Source organism: Roseivirga sp. BDSF3-8 (assembly GCF_041449215.1).
Lineage (GTDB): Bacteria > Bacteroidota > Bacteroidia > Cytophagales > Cyclobacteriaceae > JBGNFV01.
Window position 1 is genome coordinate 4118717 of record NZ_JBGNFV010000001.1, and the last position, 15534, is coordinate 4134250.

Below are 15534 nucleotides of genomic sequence, written 5' to 3' on the forward strand. Positions count from 1 at the left end.
GAGCATCATTCTTCCGTCGTTTCTCCGAGGTTTCTCCGTTGCTTCTCCGTTACGAGTATAGGCTTCCTGTAGCTTAAGTATAGTCAGGGTACGGCCCTTTAGCTTATATCCTTGGGTAGGACTATTTTAAGAAAGGCTGCTTGCAGAGATGTCTCCGGGGGCTTGCCCGGGTGCTGCGGCCCTGCATACTTAATCCCTTACATATACCCGGAAACACAGAAGGGGCTCACATGCTGCCCCATTGATTTGCCTGGAATATTTTTTTTGGCTCAGCTTACACCTCAGCCGCACCCGTCACCTCCCCATAACATGACCTCAGTAGGGTAAGCGTATTTGCTCGGAATAACAGTGCGTACCACTTTCCCCTACCATTATAAACGTAAAATTCTCATTGCCATCCATCCCCCTTCCCGACACTTAAAATCCCCCGTACTGCCCGCATTCGTACAATGTCGGGTAAATGTCGGGTGAAGTACAGCCTCTTTTTTTGGAGGGGAGCCCGCAATACACAACCTTTATTTCTCCAAGCGCAAACCGCCCGCCCTTCTATTAGCCAGTGTATTATCACACAGGCTGGCCAGGCACAGACGCTTCCTCATAATGTGAAAATTTACTTAACTTTAATGCACCATGAAACAGCCTGAATTAGGAAGAAGAATAGCCGACCTGCGAAAGTCTCAGGGACTTACCCAGGAGGAATTAGTAGAGAAATGCAATGTCAGTGTCAGGACCATTCAGCGCATCGAGTCCGGTGAAGTTACCCCCCGGAGTTATACAATAAAAACAATACTCGGCGCGATGAACGCCGGCCTCGAAGACTTTAATGATCAAGAGCCCCAAGAAGAGACCCCCGTAGGGTGGCGAAAGGTATTCCTGACAGGAGTAAACCCCGACAGAGCCAAAAGCTTCCTCGGAAGGCAGTTGCACTACGCATGGGTTTTTGGAGTCATTTATTTTGTGTTCGGGTTCGTAGAAAGTACCGCCGATTTTTTCAGGATGACCCACGGCACCCTGTTTCTGGGTGAGTATGGCTACATAACCATCAAACTACTGGTATTAGGCACCTATGTCGTATTTATGCGCGGCTTTTTTGTGGCAGGCAAGCTGTATAATAATACCCTGCTGCGAGTCGGCGCCCTCATGTTCATCTTTCTGAATATATTTTTGCTCGGCTACGATGCCATATCTATCGTATACGACCCCCTCGGGTATGACTTCTTTATGGCCGGCGCCTCTGTAGCCCTTGGTACCGTAGGCTTCGTTTTCGCCTTTGGTGTGCTTAAGCTAAGCAGGCCCCTTGGACCCGTAGCCTACCTCTCCGGAGGGTTCGAATTACTGGTAGCCTTTTGTTTTATTACCGTATTTCTTTCTATTCCCGGCCTTTTCCTTTTAGTGCCAGCCGAGATAGCCGGTATCATACTCCTGTTCAAAGCTTCTGAAAAAGTTACCCCTACAAAGGCAGACCCTGCCTTTGTGGGTGAACATGCCGCTTCTTAAAACCTCATTATTTCCCCATCCGCCGGTATCAGTGCTTTACCATGCAGGCCCATCCTGTTCAGGTCTCCCCCAAGTTCCTCCCGGCTTACCGGGCAGTGATTAACCGCTTCCAGGTGGTTAGCGATCACCTTACCGGGCGCATCCCTCACAAAACGAATCACATCCTCTTTTCTCATCAGCAGAGGCTGTAGTATATCCATCCGTGCGCCGCCTGCCGCCACCACACTTATATCAGGCCTTTCTTCCTCCAATACCCTTTTTACCTCATCCGTGTAGATCGTATCCGAGCTAACGTAAATAGACGGCTGTCCGGGTAACCTTATCAAAAAACCCATCACATTTCCCATCATTTTATATACTATACCATACCCGTGCCGGGCCGGTATTCCTTCTATTGTACCTCCCAGGTAAGCCGCAGGCTTCCGGTAGGCAAGTGCTTGTGTCACGTTCAGCCCCTTTTTACGGAACAGCTCCTCATCCTTCACACTACACGTCACCGGGATAGCACGCTTCTTCAGGAATGCCTCCCCCTCACCATCCAGGTGATCTATATGCCTGTGCGTTATCAGGCAATGAGTCACCTTATCCAATACCTTCCGGCTATCCTCCGGAAATGGTACGACAGGGTTTTTCCTTGGCTTGTGTCTGATAAAAGTAAAAGGAGGGAAAGAACCCGCCGGCCCCAGCATCGGGTCCACGAGTATTACCTCTTTTTCAGTCTCTATCGCCATTGTCGCGTTGCGGATGTGGTGAATACGTAGCATATTTAATTTCTTGTTTGCGGGCCAAAGATCGCTATATAAAAAGCTCAATCCATTGATTTCGGTCAATACCTTAAAGCATGATATCACCTCAGTGGAGGTAAAATATATGAGAGATAAGATTAAACCTGTTTTTATTATCAATAGCCTCATTGGAGCTATCCTCTTAGGGGTAAGCGCCTGATTGCTCGTTATGATCTGTTTCTTACCCCTGTTTCAAAATTTTCATGGTGATATAGAGGCCCTTGACTGGACATCCTATGAGTGGCTTGGTGAAACCCTTTTGCATAAAGTCTATCACTTGCAGGTCACCCTCTCCCTCGCCCCTTTTACAGGCATGCTCATCGGGTGTGTGCTGGTGCTCCTTATTAGCCTTTTTCGAAAAATTAACGGACTTAACCTGCTCATAATAGTTATCCTTTGCCTCTTAATCAGCCGTTCCCATATAATACAATACATAGACTCCATTTTAGGAATAAGTACCCCTGTCAGTCGCCTGTTTGATCGCCGGTGCAGCCATAGCAGGCGCATGTACTGTCTATTACTCCCTTTTCAAAAAATACACGCCCGCCCTACCCTCTGTCTAAAAAAGATTATGCATAAAAAAATGCCATCCGTACAGTATACGAATGGCATATAATACTAGTGATCGCGAGATTAGTTCATCACCATCACCGCCTTCTCATTCACAAATTCCTTAAGCCCGAAACCGCCATGCTCACGGCCGTAGCCAGAGTTTTTCACTCCGCCGAAGGGCATGTTCGGTTGTGCCAGGCCAAAGCCGTTGATAAATACCATACCCGTATCAAAATACTGGGTGGCCAGCTCAACAGCCTTTTCCTTATTTTCTGAGAAGATTCCTCCCCCCAGTCCGAAGCGGCTATCATTAGCTATGCGCATAGCATCCTCATCATCCTTGGCACGGATCAGAGAAGCTACCGGTCCGAAAAGCTCATCTTCATAAGCCGGTTGGCCAGGTTTCACATCCTCAAGCACAGTCGCCGGATAGTAGTAACCCCGGCCGTCCGGTACTTCACCACCGCACAGTATTTTGGCCCCGTTCTTTACACTTTCTTCCACCTGCTCATGCAGCTTTTCCCTGAGGTCTTTCCTTGCCATAGGGCCTATTTGCGCATCATCTCCCGTGGGGTCTCCGTACGTAACAGCCTTCATTTGTTTCACAAAGGCATCGCGGAATTTGTCATAAACCTTATCCGTCACCACAAATCGCTTAGCCGCCACACACGTCTCCCCGTTATTATAGATACGGCCCTGCACGCAGTATTTCACCGCACGGTCCACATCCGCATCCTCCAATACCAGGTAAGCATCATTAGACCCTAATTCCAACACCGTCTTTTTAAGCTTTTCACCCGCTTTCTGAGCGATGATCCTGCCAGCATCCGGGCTGCCCGTCAGCGTTACCCCACGTACCAGCTCATGATCTATCACCTTGTCCGATTGGTCATGGTCTATAATTAAGACAGTGAATAAGTGCTTGGGGACCCCCGCTTCGCTAAATAGTTGCTCCAGCAGTAAGCCTGATCCCGTAACCGATTCTGCATGCTTTAGCAGTACGCCATTACCTGCCATAAGATTAGCGACAGCGTAGCGAATCACCTGATAGCAGGGGAAGTTCCATGGTTGAATCCCATAGATCACCCCGATAGGCGAGTGGGTAATGATGCCTTTGCCACCATTGGGTAGTTCCCTTTCCTCACTTTTCAGATTGTCAGGGCCATTTTCAGCCGTCCATTTACATATTGCCGAACAAAGCTCGAGTTCCTGTTCACCCTGTTTAAGCAGCTTGCCCATCTCCCGGGTCATCAGTTCCTTCAAATCCTCCTTACGCTCCTGCAGCTTTTCGCCTATAGCGCCTATTATCTTTGCTCTTTCTTCCGGAGATTTCAGGCGCCACTCCAGGTAAGCCTCATGACAGCGACGGATAGCATCATCCATCTGCTCATTCGTCATTTTAGGGTAAGCTTTGATCTCTTCGCCCGTAGCCGGATTTATCGTTTGTATAGACTCTATTTCTATCGTTTCAGCCATTCTAAAAGTTTTAGTCGTTCAAATATGTAGTTAACCCACTGGATGACAGATGGTTGTTATTTTGTTGGATTTTAAAAATGAGCCGGGACTGAAAATCTTAGCTAATGCTTTCTTCCCATTCCTGAGAAAAGTAACGATATCAGTAAAGACCTTTTTACCTGCACGCTTACCTGTTAAATTGCAGATTCGAATGTAGAATTAAGATAATTGACCAGTCATGGAAGAGGTACCTTGTGATTTGTGCGATAGTGATCAATCTACCATCACTTACCGTATTAATGTCGTAGAAAGTAACATGCGATACTACCGGTATGCCCGTAATGTACCTGACAGAGAGCAGATGACAGGTGAGCAACGTATCGTCACCTGTTCAAATTGCGGCCTTATATATACCAACCCCCGCTTCTCACCCGGAGAGCTTCAAAAGGTTTATTCATCCGATCGTATCATAGGCGGAAACTGGAAGAATTTCCCATATTTATTCGACTCCTCTCAACCTGATGTGTTTCAATCCGGTCAGAAAAGCACCTCCTATAATCCAGGCCTTTATCAGTGGAAGTTCGATATTATTCAGCATTATACGGGTAAAAAGACCAAAGGTATCAGGCTATTAGACCTCGGCTGTGGCGATGGCAAGTTTGTCCATGATGCCCTGCAGAGGGGCTATGATGCCAGAGGTATAGACCTTAGTCCGGATAGAATACGAAAAGGCCGCGAAGTATTTGGCCTGGATGAGGAACGTTTGCGGTGTATGAATGCCGACGACTTTAGTTCGGAAGATCAATTCGACGTCATTGTCATGTGGGATATTATAGAGCACGTAGGGAGTCCCGCTTCTATCCTACAGAGCATTAAAAAAATATGTCACCCACGTACCCTTGTCTTCATCCTCACCATGTCCGTAGATTCTATTACCTATAAGCTATTTGGTAAAAACTGGAACTATGTAAACCCTACCCAGCATTTAACCTATTTCTCCCATCGCACCATGCGGGAAATGCTTCAAAAAAGCGGGTTTCAGCTTATGGGTGTGGAGATGGATGACTCACGGCGAAAAAATGTCATTCACCTAGTGGCAAGAATTCTGCTGGGGCAGGCAAATCGCTTCTTCTTCTACGTGTATACCCGCAAAAACTTCCTCAGAAAGCTTTTCAGGCCCTTTCAGGGAGAGATAACCGACGAGCGTATGCATATCCGGCTGGAAAATCTGTATCCAGGCAGCTATATAGGCCGTTATCATGACAATTTTGTGTTCGTGAGTAAGCCGGAAAAATAAGCGGTCATTCAGGGGAGCTTCCAATACAGCCAGGGATAGTCTTTGAATATCGGAGCCATCACCTGGTAAGAGGTAAGTGAGCAGAGGGCTTTGTGATGTCTCCGCCCCCTACCACTAATCCATATACATCCTGATGGCAATAAAATATCCAAAAACACCCCTCGGTATGCATGGCCCTCGAGTAAAGCATTAAATTCCTCTCCTGTGGTAATAGGAGAGGTCCGACTTTCGATGGTCCGACTTTCGGTGGCCCGACTTTCGATGGTCCGACTGGCGGAGAGCATTGCAGCATGTTCAAAGCAGGCAGTTATGGCAAATTCTACTACCAGTCCCCTCGGGACGTCGCCTTTCTAGCCTAAAAGGCAAAGCAACCCAGAGTGCCATAGGCACCCCGCCTAAGCTCCCACGAATTTAATTAGCAACAGAGCAATGCCTATCTTGACGGCTATGCACCTTTGGGAAGGGTAGGTTATGGGATAGTCAATTGAGTGAGCGATTACGAGAAATTTATAATTGAAACCCCCTTTACCCCCTAACCTATTTTTCACCTGATGGAGAATAATATCATCTGCAGCCGTCAAGCCCATAGACCTAACCCTTACAACAACCACCCATGGTTCAGGTTAAATAACTAATGCCTATAGATCAAAAACACATAGCTTCTTTAAAACAACAAGCCCGTCCACTCAATCAGGCAAAGGACCTGTCACCCCTCTTCCATGCCATAGGCGACGCCCGCATAGTCCTGCTCGGTGAGGCCTCCCACGGCACGCATGAATATTACCACTGGCGTTCGCTTATCACCCGGCATCTTATCACAGAAAAAGACTTTAGCTTTATAGGCGTGGAAGGAGACTGGCCCGACTGCTACAACGTAAACCGGTATGTAAAAGGCTATACCTCAGAACCCCCACCCCCCCAGGATATCCTCAGGCAGTTTGACCGCTGGCCCGCCTGGATGTGGGCCAACTGGGAGATCGTAGCCTTGGTAAATTGGCTCGCCCGCTTTAATCACGGCAGACCAGCCAACCAGCGGGCCGGATTTTACGGCCTCGATGTATATAGCCTGTGGGAGTCTATGGAAGCCATGATAGGCTACCTCGATAAAGAAGACCGCCAGGCAGCCCAGGAAGTACGTTCCCTCATCCGCTGTTTTGAACCCTACAAACAAAGTGACGGACAAAAATATGCCTGGGCAGCACGCCAGGAAGTACCTGCCCCCTGCCAGCAGGATGTAGTAGAACTCCTTCAAACCATTCGGCAGCGCGTCCCCGGCTACAACCATGACCCTGAAGCCGTATTAAGCACCGAGCAGAATGCCCATATTATCCATAATGCAGAAAAATACTACCGCGCCATGATCGGTTTCGGGCCCGATTCCTGGAATGTACGCGACCATCACATGACCGATACACTCGACCGGCTGATGGACTTCCACGGCGTAAAAGCCAAAGCCATTATCTGGGAGCATAACAGCCATATAGGCGATGCCCGCGCCACCGATATGGAGGCCGAGGGCCTCGTGAATGTGGGACAATTAGTAAGACAGAGGTATGGCCGCGAACACGTATTTGCAGTAGGATTTGGCTCCTATGAAGGTACCGTAACAGCCTCCCGCCGATGGGGCGACCCAATGCAGGCCATGACAATGCCTCCCGGCCGTGCCGGAAGTTGGGAAGCCATGCTGCACCACGCAGTAGGGTCCGATTCACTTATTCTGAGTGAAGACCTCGTACGCCAAGAGGCATTTCATACCCCCATACCCCATCGCGCCATAGGTGTTGTTTACCATCCGCAGCAGGAATCCCACGGCAACTACGTACCAAGCGTAATTCCCGACCGCTACGATGCCTTCATCCATATAGAACAGTCCCGTGCCCTGCACCCCCTCCACCTACATCCCGATGGCACCAAAATACCCGAAACATACCCCTGGGGAGTGTGACCTAAGCATGATACACACTTGGCTGGTAAAAGCATTTTCCTACATAGAACAACGGCTGCCGCTTCTTTAAATGATATATCCTTAATAATAGGGTTACCATTCCCCCTTCCATTCATAAATGAGTGACTATCAGTGAGGAAAGACCTCCCGCTTTGAGATAAGTGTAGGTAAAATATGCAGAGACTCAGAATAATTCAGTTGATATTATTCTGAAGCCTTAGCAGCAGATTCCGTAACTTATAGTCAACCTAACCACAACCAAACCACCGTATGAAAACCACCTCCAATGCCACGCCGGGAGGGGAAGAGGGGAAGAAGCTACCGGACATAAGCGAGCATACCGCCATTGGCACACTCACCAAAGAAGCTCCGTCAGAGAGCAACCAGATTTCTGTGCCTAAGATAGAGCTGCCCAAAGGCGGCGGGGCTATCAAAGGTATTGACGAGAAGTTCGAGGTAAATGCTGCCAATGGCACCGCTTCACTCAGTATTCCTTTTCCCATTACGCCCGGTCGCCACAGTTTTGGTCCCTCTCTGAGCCTCAGCTACAGCAGCGGAGGGGGCAACAGCCCCTTCGGACTCGGCTGGTCCCTTGGTTTGCCGCAGATAAGCCGGAAGACCGATAAAGGCATACCGCGATATGCTGGTGAAGACATATTCATGATGGCCGCCACCGAAGACCTCGTCCCCTACCTCGTAGAAGATGGTCCCGGCAACTGGGTACCCGACCAGCGTACCGAAGGCGACTATGCCATCACCCGTTACCGGCCACGCATCACCTCCGATCATTCCCGTATTGAGCTGATCCGGCACCCGGCTCATGGCACCTACTGGCGCGCTACCTCAGCTAAGAATGTCGTAGTCATTTACGGAAGGTCCCCTGATGCCCGCATTGCACATCCCGAAGACGATAGAAAGGTATTCACCTGGCTGCCCGAGTTCAGCTATGACGATAAAGGAAACTGGATGCAGTACAGGTATAAAGCCGAAGATCTGAACCAGGTGCCCCGGAGCCTGTCCGAAATACACCGCCTTAGCGGTCTGCAGTTATTTGCCAATCGCTACCTCAAGCACATAAGATATGGCAACGCCCAGCCTTATACCCCGGACCATTCTTTGCCTTACGATCCCCCCCTTCCCGCCGACGATACCTGCTATTACGAACTGGTACTGGACTATGGCGAGCATGATGCAGATACCCCCACACCCGCTGAAACTACATCCTGGCCGGTGCGTGAAGACCCCTTCAGCAGTTACCGCAGCGGCTTCGAGATACGCACCTACCGCCTCTGCCACCGCGTGCTTATGTTTCACCACTTCCCTGATGAAACCAACCATGACGGCACCCCCTTCGGCAATGACTACCTCGTTCGCTCATTGGCTTTTGATTATATACCCTCTTCCATAAACGGATCAGGCCAGGCAGAGGTAAGCTATTTGTCAGAGGTAGTCGCCAGCGGCTACGTGCGCAAGGGCGACGGCAGCTACAGTAAAAAATCCATGCCACCGCTCTCTATGAACTACCGGCACCTGGAATGGAACACCCATATACAGCAGATAAGCCACACCGAAGTGGAAAACCTGCCGGAGGGAATAGGCGGCAACTACCAGTGGATAGATCTGTACGGTGAAGGCATCAACGGCCTGCTCACCGAGCAGGGAAGCGGATGGTACTACAAAGATAACCTGGGTGATACCGATGATGATGGCCGGGTCACATTCGGCAGTACCAGACCTGTTGCTCCCAAGCCCGGTTTTACCGGCCTGGGCTCCACCATTACCATTGCCGACCTGGATTCCGATGGCCTGAAGGAGATGGTCACCCAAAACGGCGGTGTGCAGGGCTACTACAGCATGGGCACTGACGGTAAGTGGCGGACATTCCAACCCCTAAGAGATATAGCCAATGTCGACATCAGCGACCCCAATGTACGCATGCTGGACATAACCGGAGATGGAAAGCCCGACCTCGTCATGACCGAAGAGCGCGTCATTACCTATTATCAAAGTAAAGGTAAGGAAGGCCATAAAGCCCATGCACGTGCCCTTAAAGCACTGGATGAAACCCATGGCCCTGCCGTGGTATTTGCCGATGAGCACAATAAGATCCTGCTGGCAGATATGAGCGGTGACGGCCTTACCGACATAGTGCGCATACGTAATAGTGAGGTTAGCTACTGGCCTAACCTGGGCTACGGGCGTTTTGGCGCCAAAGTCATCATGAGCAATGTGCCCACCTTCGACCTGCCGGATCGCTTCCACTCCACCCACATCCACCTCGCCGATGTAAGTGGCACCGGCGCCACCGACATTATCTATAAAGGCCACGGCCATTTCAAAGCCTACATCAACCAGGGCGGTAATAGCCTGTCCGACGCACAAGTCATAGAGCCCTTCTTCCCCATAGATGATATGGTCAATCTGCAGGCTACCGACCTCCTCGGCACCGGCACCACCTGCCTCGTTTGGAGCAGCAGCCTGCCCGGTGATCGCACCCGGCCCCTGCGCTACATAGACCTTATGGGCAGCCGCAAACCCCACCTGCTCACCACCTATCGTAATAACATGGGGCTGAGCACCACCCTGCAGTATCGTAGCAGCACCCACTTCTACCTCAAAGACAAGCTCGCCGGCACCCCCTGGATCACCAAACTACCCTTTCCCGTGCAGGTAGTCGAGCGCTCTACCGTAGAAGACGCCATCACCAACGTACGATTCAGCACCCGCTACACCTACCACCACGGCTTTTACGACCACCACGAGCGCGAGTTCAGAGGCTTCGGCATGGTAGAGCAGGTAGACTCCGAGCACTATACCACCTGGAAAGACCAAAACCAGGACAGCAGCCTCGAGCAGTCCCAAGACACCTTTCAGCCCCCCGTACTTACCCGTACATGGTACCACACAGGGGCATTTACGCGCAAAAACAAGGTGCTTACCCACTTTGAAAGCGAGTACTGGCATGCCCGCTATGAGGAGGCCTTTCCCGGTGAACTGGGAGCTATCCTGGAACCCGCCCTTCCTGATGCCTTAAAGACTCAGGCCGAACACATACAGGACGGTAACGCACTGCATAAACTGATAGCGGAAGAGCATCGTGAGGCATCCAGAGCCTGCAAAGGAATGGTACTGCGGACCGAGGTATTTGACCTCAAGGCAGAAAACCCTGAAAACCCGACCGATGACGAGCTGCGCCGTCAAATGCGGCCCTACACTGTAGGCGCCCACAACTGCCGCATCATACTGCAGCAACCCCGTGGTGGAAATAAATACGCCTGCTTCCAGGTGCTTGAAAGCGAAGCCTTTCAGGTAAGCTATGAGCAGGATATCACCGACCCCCGCCTAAGCCACACCCTTAACCTGGAGACGGACCGCTACGGCAACGTGCTACTGGCTGCCTCCGTAGCCTATGCCCGCTTTTCACCTGATATGAGCCTGCCCCAGATAGTCAGAGACGAGCAGGCACGAACCCATATCACCCTCACACGAAACACCTATACCAACGATGCCACACGGGAGGTCGATAATGCCTTTGAGGACAGCTACCGGCTGCGTATGCCCTGTGAAAATGAGGTGTTTGAGATTAGAAATCTGCCCAAAAGTGATGCGTTTTATACCTTAGCCGAGTTTAGCGATGTGTTAGGGGCCGCCACTACTGAAATACCCTATTTGCAGTCCCATTCCAATGCCCCCGAGCGCCGGAAAATAGAACACAGCCATACCCTGTACCTGGCCGATGACCTCAGCGGACCGTTAAATCCCGGCGAACTGCAGCCCAGGGCCATTACACACCAAAGCTATGCCCTCGCCTACACACCGGATATGCTGGCAGACCTGTTTCCCGCCGGCTTTATCCCCGATGCCAACTACCCGGATACGGAGGGACACTATGAGCATTTTGACGGTGATAGTAACTGGTGGGTACCGTCCGGACGTACCATCTACCTGGAGGCGGGAGAGACGCTAACCGACCTGCAGAACCGCTTCTGGCAACCGGTGGGCTATCGTGACCCCGCCGGCTCAGAGATACATGTCACCTATTACAAGACCTACTATTTCCTGAATCAAAGCCTGACAGACCCACTGGGCAACACCACACAGGCCGATGCTTACAACTTCCGTATTCTGGCACCTGTGGTGATGCGCGATCCTAATGACACCCTCACCGGCGTGGTAGTAGATGAGCTGGGCCTTGTAAAGGCAACCGCCCTGCTGGGTAAAGACCTGGACGGGGACGGAACCGCTGAGATGCAACTAGCCGACACCCTCTCCGGCCTGAACGAGTGGACGGATGACGAAGAGGCTGACATTCAAAGCTACTTCCAGCAGTCCGATGCTTCCCTCATCCATACGGAGGCCCGAAACTTTTTAGGGCAAGCCTCCAGTCGGTATGTGTACCATCTCCACGCCTGGACCAATAATCATAAGCCTGCCGTCACCTGCGGCATCATGCGCGAAACCCACCATGCCGGCCTGGGAGCCGGAGAGGAGAGTGCCTTGCAGATAGCTTATGAATATACGGATGGCATGGGCAATGTGGCCATGACCAAGGTAAAAGCCGAACCCGGTGAAGCCAGGCAGACAACCGTAAATGAAGATGGTACCTACAACATAATAGACGTAGATACCTCACCTGACATACGCTGGCTCGGCAATGGCCGCACCGTATTAAACAATAAGGGCAATATGGTGAAGCAGTACCAGCCCTACTTTTCCGTAAGCCCTGCCTACGAAGATGCCCCCGAACTCGTAGAGACTGGCCAGACTTTTATCCTCTACTATGACAGCCTTGGCCGGCATATTCGCACCCTTTTCCCTGACAAGACTCTTCAGGAAATTCACTTCGATGCGTGGAAAAAAGAAATATGGGACCAGAACGACATGGTCCTGCAAAGTGAGTGGTATAATGAACGCTTCAACCGCCTGATAGATGCCGAACTTACAGCCGATGGGAAAGACCCCGCCAAAGAGGAAGCCACAGCCGTTAAAGCCGCTGCTCACGACAGTACGCCTCCGGTAGTGTATTTCGATACCCTCGGCCGACCTGTAATGACCGAAGCGCATAACAAGCGACCGGACAACAGTGATGAGTTTATTCGAACCACTATAGCACTTGATATTGAAGGGAATACCCTATCCCTAACCGATGCCCGTAGCAACCCCGTGATGACCTACCGCCACAATATGCTCGGCGGCAGAGTGTATAGCGACAGCATGGATGCGGGTGAGAGATGGTTTTTCTCTAATGCACTCGGCAAGCTTTTACGGAGTCTTGATCAGCGGGATCACGTTATCACGATCAGCTATGATGCCCTCCACCGTGAAACTGAAAAGCGTGTAACCGGAGGGGACGGGCCGGTGCCTTTAGATCACGTATTCGAAAAGTTCATGTATGGTGAAGGGCAGGCCAATGACCGGCAGCTCAGCCTCCGGGGAAAGGTCTGGCACCATTACGATACAGCCGGAAAGGTGGAATCTGTAGAGTACGACCAGAAAGGTAACCTGACCCGGCAGTTTAGACGCTTTGCAGAAGATTATAAAGCCATACCCGACTGGAGCATAGCCGATCCGGATAGCGCATTGCAGGCCGGTCCCGGACATGAAACGATCATGAGCTACGATGCCCTAAAAAGAGTCGTGAGTAAAGTAAATCCCGATGGGAGTGAGGTAGCCAACCTATATAATGAGCGCGGAAAACTGAATAGAGTAGAGGTCACCCGCCATGGGAATACCATTCCCTACATAAAGGATATCGATTACAATGAAAAAGACCAGCGTAAAGCAATTATATACGGCAATGATGTAAAGACCACATATGCCTATGACCGCGGGACCTTCCGCTTACTCAGCCTCACTTCACGTCGCCTGAATAACGAACTATTGCAGGAACTGCACTACACCTACGATGCAGTCGGCAACATCACCGAAACCGAAGACCGGGCCATACCCACCCGGTTCTTTTCTAACCAGATCATTGAGCCACGTAGCCGGTACACCTACGATGCCCTATACCGCCTTACCGAAGCGCAGGGCAAAGAGCATGTAGCCCAGGTAAATCATAACCAGTGTGATAACTGGAACGATCTGCCCTTTCTGAGAAGATACAGCCCTAACAATGACATGCAGTGGCGCAACTACACGCAGCGCTACACCTATGACGTGGTCGGCAATATACTCCAGATGCGCCATATAGCCACCGGGGGTAGCTGGACCCGTACCTACAGCTACGAAGCTAACACAAACCGGCTTACCCAAACCCAGGTAGGCGCACACATCTACACCTATGACCACCACCCCACACATGGCTTTATTACCGACATGCCCCATTTGCAGGACATGGAGTGGAACTTCCGCGATGAACTGCAACAAACTGCAAGCCAGCAGATATGTACAGGGACTGAGCCGGAAACCACCTATTATGTGTACAACAGTTCAGGTAAGAGGGTGCGTAAGATCACCGAAAACCAGGCCGTGGGAAATAATCCTCCTGCCGTAAAGGATGAGCGACTGTACGTAGGCGATATCGAGATATATACAAAAGTCACCGGTACTAATGCCGGACTTGAACGCACCACCCTGCACATAAGTGATGACCAGGGCCGCATCGCCATGATCGATACCCGGAACGGAATAGATGACGGCACCGATGAAGAAACCGTCCGCTACCAACTAGGCAACCGGTCAAATTCAGTACACCTGGAGCTCGACCATGCCGGAGAAGTCATATCCTATGAAGAGTATCATCCATACGGTACCACAGCCTACCAGGCCGTAAGCAATACCATAAGAGCCGCTGCAAAGCGCTACCGCTATACCGGCATGGAGCGTGACCAGGAGACTGGACTCAGCTATCACAATGCCCGCTACTACATGCCCTGGCTGGGAAGGTGGCTTAAGCCTGATCCCGCTGGTATTCAGGATGGCATCAATAAATATAGCTATGTAACTGGAAACCCTGTGAGGATGGTAGATCCTTATGGCCTTGATGGGTGGGATAGATTTTTTGGAGTTGTAAAAGCAGTTGGAGGCGTAATTGAAGTAGGTGCTGGGGGAACCCTTGCTGCTGCTGGTGTGGCTACAGGATGGACTGGAGTAGGCGTAGCTGGTGCAGTCGGGGGAACTGCTGTAGCCTTACATGGAGTGGATACAATTCAATCTGGGCTTAGAACTGCATTTGGGGAAGAGGGAGAGCATGTGGATTCAGTTACATCAACTGTTTTACAGTCAGCAGGTATGAGCCCCCGTGCTGCTAATTTGACAGATGCAGGTATTGGTATCGTCGGAACCCTCGGTGCAGGAGCAGCTACCAGGGCGCCGGGATTGGTAGCAGCTAGCAGAGTACCTGCAGGAGAAAGCCTGGTTCATGTAACTACCCAGGAAGCAGCAGCTGCCATCAGATCTAGTCAGACATTAGGGACTGGCTCTTCTACAGTCTATGCCGGAACTTCCTCACTTGGAGAGGCAGGTCCCTTAATGACCACTGTACGAACTGGCCTATTGCCCTCTCAGGCTACTACCGCCGTCGAGGTGGCACCCCATGCAACCGGGGCATTCAGGGCACCGGCGGTTGTTGGTCCGATGACAGCTTGGCAAAGGGCTTCAGGGGCTTATTATACTGCTGAGGCAGGAAGTGTAAATTTGGCGACAGGAGCATTTGAAGCATCTGGCGTTGCCGTAAATCAAATGAGTATTTATGCATTGGATGCTGTAGCAACTACTGGAATCCATGCAACGGGTGCTTTAAATGCCGAAAGCTCATATTCGGAACCAGTGCCGTCTGCTTCAGCAGTTAGCCCTGTTCAAGAGCCGCAATATTCATCTCAGCCTGAAATAAATCAGTCGACTTCACAAGAGTACTATTCTGAGGATGATCAGTCTTACTCTGAAGATAATAGTCAGTCATATTCTTCTGGACCTATGTATTCAGAAGAACCCCTGACCTGTGAGCCCGAGTATGGCTACTATGATGATGAAGCCCAGGTTTGCTATATGCAATAAATCTT

General features: G+C 50.8%; 7 protein-coding genes. 5 read left to right on the plus strand and 2 right to left on the minus strand.

Translation table 11 applies throughout. The annotated features are described in order from the left end of the window. Nucleotides 1-630 precede the first annotated feature (630 nt). Nucleotides 631-1497, plus strand: a complete 867-nt coding sequence (locus AB9P05_RS17065; protein ID WP_371910043.1) for a helix-turn-helix domain-containing protein — start codon at nt 631-633, stop codon at nt 1495-1497. On the opposite strand, the gene AB9P05_RS17070 is transcribed toward AB9P05_RS17065, so the two are convergent. Continuing rightward, nucleotides 1494-2261 carry an MBL fold metallo-hydrolase gene (locus tag AB9P05_RS17070; protein WP_371910044.1) on the minus strand — a complete coding sequence of 256 codons (768 nt, stop codon included), beginning with the start codon at nt 2259-2261 and terminating at the stop codon, nt 1494-1496. The two genes, AB9P05_RS17065 and AB9P05_RS17070, sit on opposite strands and share 4 nt — an antisense overlap. A gap of 190 nt (nt 2262-2451) precedes the next feature. Here AB9P05_RS17070 and AB9P05_RS17075 point away from each other — a divergent pair, with 190 nt between their 5' ends. After that, nucleotides 2452-2898, plus strand: a complete 447-nt coding sequence (locus AB9P05_RS17075; RefSeq protein WP_371910045.1) for a hypothetical protein — start codon at nt 2452-2454, stop codon at nt 2896-2898. A 17-nt stretch (nt 2899-2915) separates the two neighbouring features. Here the strand turns inward: AB9P05_RS17075 and AB9P05_RS17080 are convergent, their stop codons facing one another. Next, on the minus strand, nt 2916-4310 hold the full coding sequence (locus AB9P05_RS17080; protein WP_371910046.1) for an NAD-dependent succinate-semialdehyde dehydrogenase: 1395 nt from the start codon (nt 4308-4310) through the stop codon (nt 2916-2918). A 217-nt stretch (nt 4311-4527) separates the two neighbouring features. On the opposite strand from AB9P05_RS17080, the gene AB9P05_RS17085 reads away from it, so the two are divergent. From AB9P05_RS17085 to AB9P05_RS17095, 3 genes are all read left to right on the plus strand, one after another. Further along, nucleotides 4528-5586 (plus strand): class I SAM-dependent methyltransferase, encoded by a 1059-nt coding sequence (locus tag AB9P05_RS17085; protein WP_371910047.1) that lies wholly within the window; start codon nt 4528-4530, stop codon nt 5584-5586. Between the two features lie 634 nt (nt 5587-6220). After that, nucleotides 6221-7531, plus strand: coding sequence for an erythromycin esterase family protein (locus tag AB9P05_RS17090; RefSeq protein ID WP_371910048.1), 1311 nt, complete (start codon nt 6221-6223; stop codon nt 7529-7531). A 270-nt stretch (nt 7532-7801) separates the two neighbouring features. Further along, nucleotides 7802-15529 (plus strand): SpvB/TcaC N-terminal domain-containing protein, encoded by a 7728-nt coding sequence (locus AB9P05_RS17095; RefSeq protein ID WP_371910049.1) that lies wholly within the window; start codon nt 7802-7804, stop codon nt 15527-15529. The last annotated feature ends 5 nt before the right edge of the window (nt 15530-15534 follow it).

Coding starts and splice junctions, on each gene's coding strand:
- AB9P05_RS17070 (WP_371910044.1), bottom strand. CDS start 2,261: ATGCTACGTATTCACCACATCCGCAACGCGACAATGGCGATAGAGACT.
- AB9P05_RS17080 (WP_371910046.1), bottom strand. CDS start 4,310: ATGGCTGAAACGATAGAAATAGAGTCTATACAAACGATAAATCCGGCT.
- AB9P05_RS17095 (WP_371910049.1), top strand. CDS start 7,802: ATGAAAACCACCTCCAATGCCACGCCGGGAGGGGAAGAGGGGAAGAAG.
- AB9P05_RS17085 (WP_371910047.1), top strand. CDS start 4,528: ATGGAAGAGGTACCTTGTGATTTGTGCGATAGTGATCAATCTACCATC.
- AB9P05_RS17075 (WP_371910045.1), top strand. CDS start 2,452: ATGATCTGTTTCTTACCCCTGTTTCAAAATTTTCATGGTGATATAGAG.
- AB9P05_RS17090 (WP_371910048.1), top strand. CDS start 6,221: ATGCCTATAGATCAAAAACACATAGCTTCTTTAAAACAACAAGCCCGT.
- AB9P05_RS17065 (WP_371910043.1), top strand. CDS start 631: ATGAAACAGCCTGAATTAGGAAGAAGAATAGCCGACCTGCGAAAGTCT.